The 17196-nt window shown below is 58.1% G+C and carries 11 protein-coding genes and 1 pseudogene; 2 read left to right on the forward strand and 10 right to left on the reverse strand.

Annotated elements, in window-relative coordinates; all coding sequences use genetic code 11:
• Positions 1–45: 45 nt before the first annotated feature.
• From gltB to pilM, 8 genes and pseudogenes are all read right to left on the reverse strand, one after another.
• Positions 46–4488 (reverse strand): glutamate synthase large subunit, encoded by a 4443-nt coding sequence (gltB, locus tag ACTH3D_RS04275; RefSeq protein WP_441665603.1) that lies wholly within the window; start codon positions 4486–4488, stop codon positions 46–48.
• A gap of 217 nt (positions 4489–4705) precedes the next feature.
• Entirely contained in the window at positions 4706–5815 is a 1110-nt protein-coding gene (aroB, locus tag ACTH3D_RS04280; protein WP_441665605.1) for a 3-dehydroquinate synthase, read from the reverse strand.
• A gap of 4 nt (positions 5816–5819) precedes the next feature.
• Positions 5820–6362 (reverse strand): shikimate kinase AroK, encoded by a 543-nt coding sequence (aroK, locus tag ACTH3D_RS04285; protein ID WP_441665607.1) that lies wholly within the window; start codon positions 6360–6362, stop codon positions 5820–5822.
• Positions 6362–7612: pseudogene (locus ACTH3D_RS04290) on the reverse strand (type IV pilus secretin PilQ); the annotation flags it as partial. The pseudogene ACTH3D_RS04290 and the gene aroK, both read right to left, overlap by 1 nt.
• A gap of 175 nt (positions 7613–7787) precedes the next feature.
• Entirely contained in the window at positions 7788–8345 is a 558-nt protein-coding gene (locus ACTH3D_RS04295) for a pilus assembly protein PilP (RefSeq protein WP_441665609.1), read from the reverse strand.
• Complete coding sequence (locus ACTH3D_RS04300) at positions 8338–8988, reverse strand: type 4a pilus biogenesis protein PilO (protein WP_441665611.1); 651 nt, start codon at positions 8986–8988, stop codon at positions 8338–8340. The genes ACTH3D_RS04295 and ACTH3D_RS04300 overlap by 8 nt, the downstream gene beginning before the upstream one ends.
• A complete protein-coding gene (locus ACTH3D_RS04305; protein ID WP_441665613.1) occupies positions 8985–9572 on the reverse strand; it encodes a PilN domain-containing protein in 588 nt (195 codons plus the stop codon). Before ACTH3D_RS04305 ends, ACTH3D_RS04300 begins: the two co-directional genes overlap by 4 nt.
• Positions 9569–10666: a type IV pilus biogenesis protein PilM gene (gene pilM / locus ACTH3D_RS04310; protein ID WP_441665615.1), complete on the reverse strand. Its 1098-nt coding sequence runs from the start codon at positions 10664–10666 to the stop codon at positions 9569–9571. The genes ACTH3D_RS04305 and pilM overlap by 4 nt, the downstream gene beginning before the upstream one ends.
• A gap of 253 nt (positions 10667–10919) precedes the next feature.
• On the opposite strand from pilM, the gene ACTH3D_RS04315 reads away from it, so the two are divergent.
• The gene (locus ACTH3D_RS04315) at positions 10920–13448 is read left to right on the forward strand and encodes a penicillin-binding protein 1A (protein ID WP_441665617.1); all 2529 of its coding nucleotides are present in this window, start codon (positions 10920–10922) and stop codon (positions 13446–13448) included.
• A 137-nt stretch (positions 13449–13585) separates the two neighbouring features.
• On the opposite strand, the gene trxB is transcribed toward ACTH3D_RS04315, so the two are convergent.
• Both trxB and ACTH3D_RS04325 read right to left on the reverse strand, forming a co-directional pair.
• Positions 13586–14536, reverse strand: a complete 951-nt coding sequence (trxB, locus tag ACTH3D_RS04320) for a thioredoxin-disulfide reductase (protein WP_441665619.1) — start codon at positions 14534–14536, stop codon at positions 13586–13588.
• Positions 14537–14715: 179 nt separating this feature from the next.
• Entirely contained in the window at positions 14716–15318 is a 603-nt protein-coding gene (locus ACTH3D_RS04325) for a peroxiredoxin (RefSeq protein ID WP_441665621.1), read from the reverse strand.
• 430 nt (positions 15319–15748) lie between these two features.
• Here ACTH3D_RS04325 and acnA point away from each other — a divergent pair.
• A partial coding sequence (acnA, locus tag ACTH3D_RS04330) for an aconitate hydratase AcnA (RefSeq protein WP_441665623.1) occupies positions 15749–17196 on the forward strand: 1448 nt, incomplete at its 3' end.

Below are 17196 nucleotides of genomic sequence, written 5' to 3' on the forward strand. Positions count from 1 at the left end.
ACGGTTTCCTCCACGCTATGCTTACAACCGTAGTGGTTTGCAGGCTCATTCCGGCTGGTGCCGTGATTGATCCAGCAAACTGCTCAGGCTTGCTGCCTTGGGCTTGACCAGCCAAAAGTGGCGCACATAGTCGCTGAAGTCTTCGAGAATCGCCCGGCCGCGTGGTGAGGCGGTTTCGGCCACATACTCCTCGATAACTTCTCGCAGGTGGCGTCGATGAGCTTCCATGGCCTCAATATTGATGCGGTGAATACCCACCAGCTCATGGTTGACCTTGTCGACAAAGATGCGCTCCTCGTCGAGCACGTAGGCAAAGCCTCCAGTCATGCCGGCGCCGAAGTTATCGCCGGTCTCACCCAATACCGCCACCAGGCCGCCCGTCATGTACTCGCAACAGTGATCACCAACACCTTCGATTACCGCATGGGCGCCGGAATTGCGTACTGCAAAGCGCTCGCCCGCCGTGCCTGCGGCGAAGAGCTGGCCGCCGGTGGCGCCGTACAGACAGGTATTGCCGATAATCGCCGTGTGATGAGTCTCGAAGCTACTGCCTGCTGGCGGCACGATGACCAGCTTACCGCCATTCATGCCCTTGCCTACGTAATCGTTGGCATCGCCCTCGAGATACATGTTCAGGCCCTTGGCATTCCAGACCCCGAAGCTCTGACCGGCCACACCCTTGAAGCGCAGAGTGATTGGCGCATCCTTCAGCCCCTGCTCGCCGTGACGCTTAGCGATCACGCCGGAAATCCGCGCACCCACGCTACGATCGCAGTTGGTAATGCCAAAGGAAACATCACCGCCGGACCTGTTTTCAATGGCCTCTTTCAGTGCTTCAAGCACCTCCAAATTCTTGGCACCCGGATCATGGGGAGTGTTGTGACTGATCTGGCAAAAATGCGGCGCGTCGGCCGGCACGTAATCATTCGCCAGTAGCGGCGTCAGGTCCAGGCGCCGCTGGGAAGCGGTGGCGCCTTCAATGATCTCAAGCAGATCGGTACGCCCGATCAACTCGGTCAGCTGGCGCACGCCAAGCAGCGCCATCAATTCGCGCACTTCTTCGGCAATAAAGCGGAAGTAGTGTTTCACCATATCCACGGTGCCGAGGAAGTGCTCATCGCGCAGGAACTGGTTCTGGGTTGCTACGCCGGTTGGACAGTTGTTGAGGTGGCAGATACGCAGATATTTGCAGCCCAGCGCTACCATCGGCGCGGTGCCAAAGCCGAAGCTCTCGGCACCAAGAATCGCCGCCTTGACTACGTCGAGGCCGGTCTTCAGGCCGCCGTCAGTTTGCAGGCGAATCTTCTCGCGCAGACCATTGATACGCAGGGCCTGGTGCACCTCGGGCAGCCCCAGCTCCCAGGGACTTCCGGCATGCTTGATCGAGGTCAGCGGACTGGCCGCGGTGCCACCGTCGTAGCCAGACACCGTAATCAGGTCAGCGTAGGCCTTGGCCACGCCGGTGGCAATAGTGCCGATGCCCGGCTCGGAGACCAGCTTGACCGACACCTGGGCCTCGGGATTGATTTGCTTGAGATCGAAGATCAGCTGAGCCAAATCCTCGATGGAATAGATATCGTGATGCGGCGGTGGCGAAATCAGCGTGACACCGGGCACGGCATGGCGCAGCCGAGCGATCAGCGCATTTACCTTACCGCCCGGCAGCTGCCCACCTTCGCCAGGCTTGGCCCCTTGGGCGACCTTAATCTGCAGCACGTCGGCGTTGACCAGATAGGATGGCGTGACGCCAAAGCGCCCAGATGCGATCTGCTTGATCTTGGAGTTACGCAGCGTGCCGTAACGCGCCGGATCCTCTCCGCCTTCGCCCGAGTTCGATCGCCCGCCGGTTTCGTTCATGGCCTGGGCCAGCGCCTCATGGGCTTCGGGTGATAGCGCGCCAAGCGACATACCGGCACTATCAAAGCGCAGCAGCAGTGATTCGACCGGCTCAATCTCGTCCAGCGGCACGGCCTGTTCGGCAGGCTTGAGGCGCATCAGATCACGCAGCGTGGCCGGAACACGCTCATTGACCAGCCGCGCAAAAACCTTCCATTTGGCATAGCTGCGCTCTTGCACGGCCTCCTGAAGCGACTTGACCACATCCGGGTTGAAGGCGTGATATTCCTGGCCATGAACATACTTCATCAGGCCACCTTGGGTGATGCCCTTACGTGCCGTCCAGGCATGTTTGGCAACCGCCTCCTGCTGCCACTGCAGCTGAGCGAAGCCGGTACCTTCGATGCGCGATGCCATGCCAGTAAAGCACAGATCAACGACCTCCGAGGCCAGCCCCACGGCCTCGAACAACTGCGATCCGCGATAGGACGCCAGCGTCGAGACCCCCATCTTCGACAGAATCTTATACAGCCCCTTCTGCAATCCTTTACGGTAATTTTCACGAGCATCTGCCGGGTTGCCCGTGAGCTCCCCGGTGCGGTGCATATCGGCCATGACCTGATAGGCCAGCCACGGATAGACTGCAGTTGCACCCACGCCAAACAGCACCGCCATCTGGTGTGCGTCCCGAGCATAGCCAGTTTCCACCACCAGATTAACCCGCGGGCGCAGTGCCAGCTTCGCCAGATGATGGTGGATGGCGCCCACTGCCAGCGCCGCATGCACCGGAATTTGTCCTTCGGGCAGGGCGGCATCAGAGAGCACCAGAATCACCTTGCCCCCACGCGCTGCCTGCTCGGCGTCCCGGCACAGCGAGAGAATCGCGTCCTTCAGGCCCTGGTGCTCCGGGTCGTGACCAAGTGACAGGGTGTGGCAGGCAAACGCGGGATCCTGCCGGGACACCAGCGCAGTGAACTTGCGCGGTGACAGCACCGGCGTGGTCAGAATCAACCGGTGAGCATGCTGAGGCGTCAGCTGGAAGATATTCAACTCCGGACCACAACAGGTCTCCAGCGACATCACGATGGATTCACGCAGCGGATCGATGGCCGGGTTGGTCACCTGAGCAAATTTCTGGCGAAAATAGTCCGTCAGCATCCGGTACTTGAGCGACAGCACTGCCATCGGGGTATCGTCACCCATGGAGCCCACCGCTTCCTGGCCGCTTTCACCCAACGGACGCAACACCTGATCGCGCTCCTCGAAGCTGACCATAAACATCTTCTGCTGCTCGTTGAGGACGTCCAGCGCCATGTGCTCAAAGGGGGCAAGCTCAGTTAGCGCAGACTCCAAGTAACTGGCTTCCTGCTTGAGCCAGCGCTTGTAGGGGTAAGCCGATTTCAGACGCTGATCCACGTCTGCGGTGTGCAGCAGCTCACCGGTCAGGGTGTCCACCGCCAGAATCTGCCCCGGGCCCACACGCCCCTTGGCGACGACATCCTCAGGCCTGTAGCCGTAGGTGCCGACTTCTGAGGCGAGGGTAATGTAGCCGTTACGGGTAATCACCCAGCGCGCCGGACGCAGGCCGTTGCGATCTAGCATGCATACCGCCTGGCGGCCATCGGTCAGCACCACTCCAGCAGGGCCGTCCCAGGGCTCCATGTGCATAGAGCTGAATTCATAGAAAGCACGCAGATCCGGGTCCATGATCTCGACGTTCTGCCAGGCAGGCGGAATCATGCTGCGCACCGCACGATGCAGCTCCATTCCGCCGGTCAGCAGCAGCTCCAGCATGTTATCCATACTCGACGAATCGGAGCCCATGGTATTGACCAGCTCGTCGAGCTCGGCGATATCCGGCAACCGCTCACTGACAAAGTTATCTTTGCGCGAATTGGCCCAGCCTCGGTTGGCCTCAATGGTGTTGATCTCACCATTGTGCGCCAGCAGGCGAAATGGCTGAGCCAGCGGCCAGCGCGGCGCGGTATTGGTGGAGAACCGCTGGTGAAAGACGCAAATAGCGGTGGCCAGGCGCGGATCGCTCAAATCGCGATAGAAAGCCGGCAAATCCACCGGCATTACCAAGCCCTTGTAAGACATGACCTCAGCAGACAGCGAGCAGACATAGAACTCGGGCTCATCACTGAGCGCTTGCTCCGCCAGGCGGCGCGCCATGAACAGGGCAACATCGAAATATTCTTGTTGGCCCGGCTCGACGAACACCTGACAAATCCTCGGCAGACACGCCAGCGCCATGGAGCCACAGACGGAAGAATCCACCGGTACCTCTCGCCAGCCCCGCACACTCAGACCCTGGGCCGTCAACTGAGCTTCGAGCTCATCGGTGGCACGGGCTGCCCGGGCGTCGTCATCGGGAAGGAACACCACGCCAACTGCGAAGCGTTCGCCAAGCTCGTTGCCCAACGACTCCCTGGCCACCTCACGGATGAAGGTGTCCGGCATCTTGAACAACAGACCGCAGCCGTCGCCGGTCTTGCCATCTGCGGCGATGCCGCCGCGGTGAGTCATGCAGGTAAGCGATTCAATCGCGGTCTGCAGCAGGTCGTGACTGGCGTCGCCCTGCATGTGGGCGATCAGGCCAAAGCCGCAGTTATCGCGAAACTCGCTGGGCTGGTGGAGACCTTTATTCATAGGCATGCCTCGAAAGAAAATAAATCCGCCACGGGCGTTACATTCTAAAAACCCAGCCTCATGCCGATATCGCATAGACTATACCGATATCGAAACTCTCGCGATATTTTTTTATCTGTCACAAACGACAATGCCCACCGACAAAGCGGTGGGCATTGTAATCTCTCGGGCTCGGCTGAATCAGTTCAAACCGTTACTGGTCACTATTTGCGAACTATCATGTGTTGCGAGGAAAGTCATCCAGTAGCTGGTGTAATGTTTCGCCAGGCGTCTGGTCATGCACACAGGCATTACCCAGCTGTTCCAGCAGGATAAGGCGAAGACGATCATCGAGGTTTTTCTTGTCCAGACGCATAACGGCCAAAAAATCATCCGCCCCCATATCGGCCGGCGCCGCCAACGGTAGCCCGGCCGAGGTAATAACGGCTTCTACCCTGCGCACCTGTTGGTCGTCAAGCCAGCCCAGGCGATGGGAAAGCTCTGCTGCCATCAGCATGCCAGTGCCTACGGCCTCGCCGTGCAACCAGCTGCCATACCCCTGATGGGTCTCAATGGCGTGACCAAAGGTATGGCCGAGGTTGAGTAGCGCTCGCACGCCCTGCTCTGTCTCATCCTCGGCTACAATCTCAGCTTTAAGCCTGCAGCTGCGCTCGATGGCATGCACCAGCGCCTGTGGGTCAAGCGCCCGCAGCGCGGTCATGTGCTCTTCCAACCAGGCGAGAAAAGGCGCGTCGCGAATCAGCCCATACTTAATGACTTCTGCCAAACCAGCCGATAGCTCCCGCGGTGGTAGCGTAGAAAGACTATTGGTATCTATCAGAACGGTCCGAGGCTGCCAGAACGCGCCGATCATGTTCTTGCCGAGGGGATGGTTGACGCCAGTCTTTCCCCCGACCGACGAGTCCACCTGAGCAAGCAACGTCGTCGGCACCTGGATAAACGCCACACCTCGCTGATAGCAGGCCGCGGCAAACCCCACCATGTCACCAATCACCCCGCCACCCAGCGCCACCAGGGTGCAGCGACGATTGAAGCCGGCCTCCAGCAGTGCGGTCCATATGCGCTCGACGCAGGCCAGGTTCTTGCGCTGTTCACCGGCGGGAAGAACCAGCTCACGCACATCCAGCCCGTCGGGCAACGCCGAGGTAAGCGCTTCCAGATACAGCGGGGCAACATTGTCATCGCTGACGATCATCACCTGACGCCCAGCGAGATACGGCACAAGGCAGTCAGCACGACTGATCAGGCCCGGGGCTATGTGAATCGGATAACTGCGCTCTTCAAGTGATACTTGCAGGGTCGTAGCGACCTCTGAGGATGGGCTCATGGTTTCAGACCTTGCTCTCTAATGGGGCAGCCAGGTTTTTCACCTGACGCACGATGTTCCTGACGACGCTGCGCGGGCCGCGCCGCTCGCTGCGGACAATGATATCTGCAGTAGCCCGGTACAGCGGATCACGCTGGTGGTACATGTCCCGCAGTACCTGCTCCCGGTCGGCTCGCTGCAGCAGCGGGCGATTACGGTCGCGGGCGGTACGCTTGAGCTGCTGCTCGACGGTAATGCACAGGTAAATAACGATACCGCTCTCACGCAGTATTTGACGGTTTTCCTCGCGCAGCACAGCACCACCACCCGTGGCAATGACCAAGCCGTTACGAGCTGACAGCTCGCGAATCATCTGAGTCTCCCGCTGGCGGAAACCCTCCTCACCTTCAACATCAAAAATCCATGGAATGTCTGCCCCGCAGCGCTCCTGTATTTCATGATCAGTGTCGTAAAAATCACGTGACAACTCGGCCGCCAACAGGCGGCCGATGGTTGTCTTTCCGGCTCCCATGGGGCCTACAAGTATCAAGTTGGAAGCTACTGTCATCAGCGAACCGCCAGGTTGTCATCCAGTATTTTGGGCGTAATGAATACCAACAACTCTACCTTATCGCTGCTGTTCTCGGTATACCGAAAAAGATTCTTCAGTACCGGGATGTCGCCGAGCACAGGGGTCTTAAGCAAGCTCTGTATCTGCTGGGTGGTCAGAATGCCTCCCAACACCACTGTGGTACCGTCGTCGACCAGCACTTGTGTCTCTATCTGGTTGGTATCAATGGCCGGCGTACCATCGAAGGTCTGCTTGCCCACGGTGTCATTGTTGATCACCAGGTCCATGATGATGCGGTCATCTGGGGTAATTTGTGGCGTCACCTCAAGTAACAGCACCGCCTCCTTGAAAGACGTGCTGGTTGCACCGCTGGACGTTGACTCTTGATAGGGAATTTCAGTGCCCTGTTTGATGACGGCCTTGTGCCGATTGGCAGTAATCACCCGCGGCTGGGAAATGATCTCGCTCTTGCCCTCGCTTTCCAGAGCGCGCAACTCAAGGTCGAGCAGGATATCTCCCGCCAGATAGCCAAAACTCAGGGCAGTGCCCGGACTGACCGAGTTTCCCAGGTCCACGAACATGCCACCCATGGCACGATTCAAACCATCGGGATTGATGTCACGCCTGCCGTACTGGCCATCGCCGATATCAACAAAGCCCCCGGTGCTGGACATGCCCCAGTCGATGCCCAGCTCTCGAGCCGCGGAGTCCCGGGCGATGACAATGCGTGCCTCTATCTGCACCTGCCGCACCGGTACATCAAGGTACGCCAGCGTCTGCAGGATAGATGCAATGTGTTCAGACGTATCCTGAATCAGCAGCGTGTTGGTTCGTGGGTCTACTGCAATACGCCCACGGTCGGACAGCAGGCCAAAACCGCCCTCGGTTCGTATCAGCGGGGCAAGCTGGTCAGCCCTGGCGTATCTAACCTGGATGTACTCGGTTTGCAGTGGCATCAGTGCCTGTTGCTGCGAGCGGGTGACCAGCTCTTGGCTCTCTATCTGAGAAAACTCCATGGCCGGCGCCACAACAATGACATTACCTCTTTGTCGGCTGGCCAGCCCATGGCTTTCCAGCACCAGGGCAAGCGCCTGGTCCCAGGGCACGTCTTCCAAATTCAGGGTGACGCGCCCGGTCACACTATCGCTAGCCACCAGATTCAGGCCGGTAAATTCAGCGATGACCGCCAGCACGGAACGGACGTCAATATCCTGAAAGTTCAAGGAGATTTTCTTACCCGAATAGGCAACGTCTGCGGAGTTTTCCGTCGTCGCTATCAGCGTTGCTGCCTGAGCCTGCAGACCACTGGCCGTAAAGAGCACCGTCAACAACAAAAGCACGTACAGTATGATTTTCATGACATCCCTGCCCCCACGCTGCACGCTGAGCCTTCCTGCTCAGCCACAGTATCAATTTTCCAACTCAATCACCCAGCACCAGTGTGCTGGCACGCTCTATCCAGCCGCTGCTAGCCGGCACAGTTTCCACCAACTGCACTGCACTGGCGGTAATTCCCGTAATACGTCCGAAGTCTGCCCCCATGCGCGAACCGATAGACAGCTGATGCACCTTACCCGCCGGGTCGCGTACTAGCGCTGACGTCCTTCCATTGAAGGTCAAGGTGCCAACCAGTCTCAGCTCATCAAGAGCAAAAGCTTCCAGCGGCTCAGCAGATCGCCCGTCATTGGGCGTCATGTCGAAATGCTCTGTCGCCGCGACTTCTGGCGGCGTACCGGGTGTTACGAAGGGGCTGCGCCTGTCATCAAACAGATAACCAACAGGTGGCTCAGACAAAGCCGCTGGCTCAACTTCACCGGGGACAGCATCCGAAACAGTATTGAGAGCAGCACCGCCCTCATTCAGAGTTATCTGAAGCTCATTCAGACCCGCATCACGGCAGCCACTCAGCAGCGTTACCAACACGAAAGCTAGCACAGCTAGGGCCAGTGTCTGAGAACGTTCAAACCAGAGCTTACTCATTAGCGTCATTAGCCACCCTCACTGACATGGACGATTCGTCATCAGGCACATGGCTATAGGTTCTGGCCGCCATTGTCAGCCGCAACAGACCGCTTTCAGGTATTGGCTCAAGGGAAAAGTCATGCTGTGTCACGATCTGAGGCAAGTTCGCCAGAGCTGCTATAAAGGATGCGATGCGGTGGTAGTCACCACGAACCCGGATATCGAAAGGCCGCTCAATGTAGAGCGTATGCGCTACGTCTGGAAACCTGCTAATAGCATCAATCTGTAAACGATTGGCCAGACCTGCCTTGCTGATACTGCTGAGCAATAAAGGAATATCCACATCGCCCGGCAGCATTTTTATCAGCGCACCAAGCCGCCTATCTAGTGTTTCCATCTGCGCCTTCAGATCGGAAAGTTGTGCCGCCCTATCGACCCTGAGGCGATATTCACTCAACAAGCTTTGTTCCTGCTGCCGAGCCTCAGCGTAATGCTCTGCTCGGGGCATCACCAGAAACCAGCACAGAGCAAAAAAAAACAGCAAGCCCGACAGCAACCCGCAGCCAAACTGCAACAGAAGCGGCCATCTCCCGGCCTCGCGGATGTCCAGCGCCAGCCACTCCACCCGCTTCAGGCGGCGAAACTCCCTAGTAAAGCTCATGGAGCTTTCTCCTTCTCAAGCGCCTCTCCGGCCTCCGCTCTGTGTTGACTGACCGGCATGCGCTGGCTCACCGACAAGGTAAAACGCTGACCCTCAGGGGACACCTGAAGCGCCGAGAAGTGAGGTTCAGCGAACACAGCCGCCGAACCCAGTGCGCGTAGCTGGTTGGAAACGCCACTGTCACTGAGAGCAACGGCAGAAAGCGTCAGGCTCAGTCCCTGACGCTCCAGCGAAGCGTAATAGACATCGTCCTGCAGGCTGGCGGCCAGCGCGTTGAACACCTCCACTGTCACCGAACGCTGACTCTCCAACGCCTGCAGCGCAGCCAGCCGTTGCAGCTGCGAGACGATGCGCGCTTCATACTGATCCACCCTGGCAAGCGTGCTGCCCAGTGCAGCGGACTGCTGCTCGATATAATCCAGGCGTTCTCGCTGAGCGCTCAGCTGCTGACCGTAAGACCAGAACACCGCATAACCGGCACCGAGACCGACCATCGCCGCCAGTAGCATGCTGAACCGGAAACACCGATTTCTGCGCTGCCGGCGCACCTCACGCCAAGGCAGCAGGTTGATTTCAATGGTCATGGGTGTGCCCTCATTGCCAACCCACAGGCCATCAGTAGCTCAGGTGCGTGGACTTGCAGCCGTTGACTGGAAACATTTGCACCGATGGTCATGCCAGAAAAAGGATTAACAATCATTACGTCTCCGGGGCAGAGCCTAGCAAGACGCTTTTCTAGACCAGCCAGTAGCGTGGCGTCACCGGCCAGGAGTATCCGGCTTACCTCTGGCTGGCTGTGTGTGGTGCAGTAAAGTTGCTGGGCCCGCTCAATCTGCGTCGCCAGAGTGTCGCAGAACGCCTCGGACCTGTAGTTATCGACCCCGAGGGCTCCATCAATTGCGTCGGCTACAGCATCACCCAGCCTGAAAGATACTGGCTCAGGCTGATAGAATCCGCGGGTGTCCTGGGCCAGGTTCTCTGGGAGCAGGTTATCCGGGGCAGCCATGCCCACCGTCATATGCCGGCTATAAGCAATACGCCCCTCATAAAACACATGAAAAAAGCTTGTGCTGCTGCCCACATCGACAACGGCTACCCCGTCATGTGGCCCCAGGAGCGATACCAGCTGCTGGCACAACGCGGCAAGAACGCGCTCGATGACAAAAGGCTCGGCATCAACAACGGCAGCGACAAGCCCTGCCCGGGTAACGATATCTTGCAGCTGGCTGATATCCTGGTTGCGGCACGCCACCAGCAGCACGTCCTGGCGTTCAGCATCACGGGCGTTAACACCCAGGCGCTGGAAATCGAAGGCAACATCGTGGAACGGAAATGGAATATGCTGGTCGGATTGAAGCGAGATCAACGCCTCAATTTCTTCGTCGTCATCAAGTGTCAGCGGCAGCTCAATCACCTTGCTGATAATAGCACTGGAAGGCAATGCAATGACCGCCCGGTTGGCGACAGGCCCCGCCTGTCTGACAGCTTCACTAAGCGCGCGCACCACGTCTTCGGGATTGTGAATACGTCGCTCAACCACAGCGCCCTCGGCAATCGGGCAGACAGCAAAGCTTTCCAGCTGGATGCCATCGGCCAGACGCCTCAGTTCAACCAACCTGACCGCTGATGAGGTAATATCCACCCCGAGCAAACAGTTACCAGATCCGTGTAATCGCATTGCGTCATGTCCCTATGCCGTTCCGGTGACATGCCAGATCTCAGCATGCTCCCACAGGCTCGAGCTGCGCCTCGCAGCGCCGCATCCTTTCGAGCCCTTGATATGAGACTAGATGACAACTCGCAATCTGGCACCTTTAACCTGTCGCAAAGCATCGACGCTGGTCGGGGTATCGACAGTTCCCTATAATCGCGGAAACCGGCAATGACGGCTTGACCGGCATCTCTGCTTACGGCCTGGGTAACCTTTGTTCATGAAGTTCATAAAAACGCTATTTAGTTCTGTTTTCTGGCTGCTGATTGCTGCCCTGCTTGCCATATTGCTGGCAGTTGCCGGAGCAGCCATTTATTTCCTCCCCGGATTGCCTGATGTACGCCAGCTGCAGAGCTACGAGCTACAGACGCCACTGCGTATCTATACCAACGACGACAAACTGATAGGCGAGTTCGGCGATGAGCGACGCACCCCCGTAAGCTATAACGAAATTCCGCCCCAACTGATCCAGGCCCTGCTAGCCGCCGAAGATGCGAGCTTCTTCGACCACCAGGGCGTTGACCCCAAAGGTCTTGCCAGAGCCGCCGTCGAGCTGGGCGCCACTGGCTCGATCCAGTCAGGTGGCTCTACCATCACCATGCAGGTGGCAAGAAACTACCTGCTGACGCTGGACCGTACCTACGTGCGCAAGATCCGCGAGATTCTGCTGTCGTTGCAGATGGAGCGGATACTGAGCAAAGAAAAGATCTTTGAACTCTACGTCAACAAGATTTTCCTCGGCCACCGCTCCTACGGTATTGCCGCCGCCTCCAAGGTTTATTACGACCGGGACATGAATGATCTCAGCCTGGCCGAGATGGCCATGATTGCCGGTCTGCCCAAAGCACCTTCGGCCTTCAACCCCCTGACCAATGCCGAGCGCGCGCTGATCCGCCGCAACTGGATCCTGTTCCGCATGCGGGAGCTAGGCTACATCGACCAGGCAAAATACGAGGAGGCAGTCCAGGCTCCCGTCACCGCAAAGCGCCACCAGGTACAGCTGGAAGTGGATGCCGACTACGTAGCAGAAATGGCACGCCAGTTTGCCGTCACCCGCTTCGGCGAGGAACGGGCGTATACCGGTGGTTACAACATCCACACCACCCTGGACAGCCGCCTACAGCCGATGGCTCACCGCGCCCTTGCCAATGGCCTGATTGCCTATGACACCCGCCACGGCTGGCGTGGCGTTGAGGAAGAAGACGTCCCACGCAGCCTTGCAGAAGCCCAGGACCGTACTGAACGCCAGGGCCTTGAAGAAGAGCTTGACGGGTCGCCGGAAGTCATCGAGACAGCACGCCGTGCCGCCGAGCGTAGTGAAACCGAGATCGAAGGGCTCGACGGTGACGTCAGTAACTGGCTGCAGGTGCTGGAACGCACACCACAGCTCGGCCCTCTGCATCCGGCTATCGTGGTCGACAGCAATGGCCGTGAAATGCGCGTCATGATCCGCGGCGGCGAGCTACTGACGCTGGACTGGCAAGCCCTGAGCTGGGCCAGACCCTACCGCTCGGCCCGCAGTCGCGGCGCATCCCCCAACAACGCCACAGACATTGCCAATCCCGGCGACCTGGTACGCGTCATGCAGCGTGATGATGAAAGCTGGCGGCTTTCACAGATACCCGACGCCCAGGGCTCGCTGGTGGTACTCGAACCCCAGACAGGCGCCATTCTGGCCCTGCAGGCCGGTTTTGACTTTAATGCCAGCAAGTTCAACCGTGCCACCCAAGCCATGCGCCAGTCAGGCTCCATTTTCAAACCGTTCGTTTATTTGGCAGGCCTCGACAGCGGCGAGATGACGCCGGCCAGCGTCATCAACGACGCCCCGATTGTGTTGCGCGATGGCAGCAATAACCTGTGGAAACCCAGCAACTCCAGTGGCGACTTCCTGGGCCCGACACGCCTACGGGTAGCATTGGCCCGCTCGCGCAACCTCGTGACTATTCGCCTGCTGCAGAGCCTTGGTCTGAGCAAGACTATCGACTTCCTGGGCGAATTCGGCTTTGACAAGTCCCGGCTTCCTAACGGTCTGTCACTGGCGCTGGGAAGCGCCAGCCTGACACCGCTAGAAATGACCCAGGGCTACGCGATCCTTGCCAACGGCGGCTTCCGCGTAACCCCCTGGTTTATCGAGCGGGTTACCCAGGGTGACGATCATAATCTGGTAGAGGAGGCCGATCCGGAAGTCGCCTGTCGCTCCTGCCCCGAAGGCCAGAAAACCGTGGAAATCGATGGCAAGCGCTACCCGATCGCGCCACGCGTTGCCGACGAAGGCGCTGTCTACCTGCTGCGTGACATGCTGCGCGACGTGGTTGAGCGGGGCACAGCACGTGGTGCCCTGTCACTGGAACGCGAGGACATTGTTGGCAAGACCGGTACTACCAACGGACAGCGTGACGCCTGGTTTGCCGGCTTCAACAATGACTTGGCGGTTACCGTCTGGGTGGGCAAGGACGATAACTCCCCTACTGCCGAATACGGCGCTCAGGCCGCCCTCCCTATCTGGATTGATTTCATGGGCCAAGCATTGAAAGACATGCCCGAGTCCATGCCGGAACGCCCAGAAAGCATCATCACACGCCGTGTTGATGCGGCAACCGGACGACTCCTCGGAGAAGGCCAAGGTGGCGGTATCCAGGAGCTGTTCCGTGCTGATTTTCTGCCGACCGTTCAACAGATCCGCGTTAACAAAGCCATCGAGGAAGAAAGCGACTCTCAGGGCACCGGCACCTATGAGGCGATCTTCTAGGCTGGGCCTGCGGCACCCTCTGCTATTAGGAATACGGCAGTAATACGCAAAGCGCCCCTTGCCTCATGGACAGTCCCATGGACAAGGGGCGCCTTTATTTTCTAGCTGTTCTTGCAGGCAACACTCCCCACCTCTGTTTATAAGTCATCCAGGTAGCGCTCAGCGTCGAGTGCCGCCATACAGCCCGTACCCGCCGAAGTCACTGCCTGACGATAGACATGATCCATTACATCACCGGCAGCAAATACGCCAGTCACGCTGGTGGCAGTGGCATTGCCCTCAAGCCCCGAGCGGACCTTGATATAGCCGTTGGCCATGTCCAGCTGGCCTTCGAAGATATCAGTATTGGGATGATGGCCAATCGCAATGAACACACCCGGCGCGCTGATTTCACGCGTGCTGCCATCTTCAGTCGAGGCCAGCCGTGCGCCGGTCACTCCACTGTCATCGCCCAACACTTCATCCAGGGTATGATTCCACATCAGTTCAACGTTACCGTTCTCGGCTTTCTCAAACAGCTTGTCCTGAAGGATCTTTTCCGCGCGCAGGCTGTCGCGGCGATGTACCAGGGTCACTTTGGAAGCAATATTGGACAGGTAAAGCGCCTCTTCCACGGCGGTATTGCCGCCGCCGACGACGACCACATCCTTGTTGCGATAGAAGAAGCCATCACAGGTGGCACAGGCCGACACACCCTGGCCCATGAAGCGCTGCTCGGACTCGAGCCCCAGGTAGCGCGCACTGGCACCGGTCGAGATAATCAAGGCATCACAGCTGTAGGTACCATTATCGCCTTTGAGTACGAAGGGACGGTTTCCCAGCTCAACCTCGTTGATATGATCGAACAGCACTTCGGTATCAAAGCGCTCGGCATGGCGCTTCATGCGCTCCATCAACTCCGGTCCTTGTACGCCAGCATCATCACCCGGCCAGTTATCGACATCGGTGGTGGTGGTCAACTGCCCGCCCATCTGCATGCCGGTGATCAGCAACGGCTTGAGATTGGCCCGGGCAGCATACACCGCCGCACTATAACCGGCAGGGCCGGAACCGAGAATGATCAGGCGTTCGTGGCGCACATCGCTCATGGTGACCTCACAGCATTAGATATAGAGAAAAATTACAGACAGAAAAGATTCAGCAGACTGAACAATGCCGACAGCATACCGATAAAAAAGGCGGCCCACAGGCCGCCCTCTTTAGTCTCACTGTAAACACAACTCGCCTAGGCGTCTGTCTATTAAACAGCACCCCAAGATGTTTTGGCTTAGAGACCCTTGGAGTGTGAACCCAGGTACTGAGCCACACCTTCAGCGGTGTCTTTCATGCCTTCCTGTCCTTCTTCCCAGCCAGCCGGGCACACTTCACCGTGCTTCTGGTGGAACTGCAGTGCCTTGACCATACGCAGCATTTCATCAACGTTACGGCCCAGCGGCAGGTTGTTGACAACCTGATGCTGAACGATACCGTCTTCATCGATCAAGAAGGAAGCACGCAGGGCAACACCCGCTTCCGGATGTGCAATACCGTAAGCCTGAGTTACCTCATGCTTGACGTCAGCCACCATCGGGAACCCAACTTCACCGATGCCACCGTCTTCCGGCGCGGTCTTGCGCCAGGCATGGTGGGTAAACTGCGAGTCGATGGATACACCGATCACCTCAACGCCAAGCTCTTTGAACTGCGCCAAACGGTTGTCATGGGCGATGATCTCGGACGGGCAGACAAAAGTGAAGTCCAACGGCCAGAAAAACACGACACGCGGCTTGCCGTTGCTGTCAGACAGCTTGTAGTTGTCAACGATCTCACCGTTGCCCAGAACAGCTGCTGCTTCAAAATCAGGGGCCTGACGGCCAACTAATACGCTCATGCAAAACTCCTTGTAGTCATCATGACACCAGGGATAAACCCTGGAATAAAACCTTCTGCTCACTACGCTAGAGCAATGAGTTCTTGCATGCCATTCATGCGAAGCTATGGCATGCATAGATAAAAACTATTGGTATCGTTACTGGCCTCCTGGAGGCCCTCGGCTAGCAGCCTATGCCATGCCTTAATCTAAGACATGGGGACGGCGGCGAGTTTTTCAAGAGTGGCTTTTCAAGAACAGTTATCCTGTAGCCATCCTGTCGCAATATCGGCAATATTCGATGAGAACGGTTGATACAGAAGAGCGCTTTAAGCAGGCCAGTGGTCTAGAGTTCACAGAGACACTGGCTTGAAAAAGCCGCTCCGCATCCCCATATAACAGAGTACAAGCCTGCAAAAGGCTGACCATGCCCGTGCATAGGAGGAAGGCGATGAGCACCGAATCCAATCTGGATACCCGCGACACCCTCGAGGTATCAGGCAAGAGCTACCAATATCACAGCCTGTCGAAAGCAGCCGACGCCCTCGGCAATATCGACCGGCTCCCCATGACTCTAAAGATCCTGCTGGAAAACCAGTTGCGCTACATTGATGATGAGAGCGTCGAGCACGCCGACCTTCAGGCTCTGGTCGACTGGCAGAAAACGGCCTCCTCCACCAGAGAAATCGGCTACCGACCTGCCAGAGTACTGATGCAGGACTTCACCGGCGTACCCGGTGTCGTTGACCTGGCGTCGATGCGCGCAGCTGTCGAAGCGCTCGGCGAAGATCCCTCGCGCATCAATCCGCTGTCACCGGTGGACCTGGTCATTGACCACTCGGTAATGGTCGACCACTTCGGCAACGAGAGTGCCTTCAGGGACAACGTGGCCATTGAGATGGAGCGTAACGGCGAGCGCTACGAGTTCCTGCGCTGGGGCCAACAGGCCTTTGATAACTTCCGCGTGGTACCGCCGGGCACCGGTATCTGCCACCAGGTCAACCTAGAGTATCTTGGCAAAACGGTATGGACCAAGGAAGAAGACGGCCAGACCCTGGCCTATCCCGACACTCTGGTCGGCACCGACTCGCACACCACCATGATCAACGGCTTGGGAGTACTCGGCTGGGGCGTGGGCGGTATCGAAGCAGAGGCGGCCATGCTGGGCCAGCCGGTGTCGATGCTGATTCCTGAGGTGGTCGGCTTCAAGCTGACCGGCAAGCTGCGCGAAGGCATCACTGCCACTGACCTGGTTCTGACAGTGACCCAGATGCTGCGCAGCCATGGTGTGGTCGGCAAGTTCGTCGAGTTCTACGGCGACGGCCTCAAAGATCTGCCACTGGCAGACCGCGCTACTATCGCCAACATGTCACCGGAGTACGGTGCCACCTGTGGTTTCTTCCCGGTCGACAACGAAACCCTGACCTATCTGCGCCTAACCGGCCGTGACGACGCCCAGGTGGCCCTGGTTGAGGCTTACTGTAAGGCTCAGGGCCTGTGGCGTGAGTCTGGTGCCGAGCCAATCTTCAGCGACACCCTGCAGCTGGACATGAACGACGTCGAAGCCAGTCTGGCCGGTCCCAAGCGACCCCAGGATCGCGTGGCACTGTCTGACATGCAGGCAACCTTCGAAAAACTGCTCGACAACGAGGATAAAAGCGAAGCCACCAAACCTGGTGTCAAGCGCGAAGCCTCAGAAGAAAAGGGACGCCTGTTTTCCGAAGGCGGCCAGACAGCCGTTGGCGTTGAAAAGAGTTACGAGCGCCCCACCAGCCAAGATGTAAAGCTGGATAATGGCACTGAATTCAAACTCGATCCCGGTGCGGTGGTGATTGCCGCCATTACCTCCTGTACCAACACCTCCAACCCGAGCGTGATGATGGCCGCCGGCCTACTGGC

Source organism: Halomonas sp., from assembly GCF_052095765.1.
In the GTDB taxonomy this organism is placed as follows: Bacteria; Pseudomonadota; Gammaproteobacteria; order Pseudomonadales; family Halomonadaceae; genus Halomonas.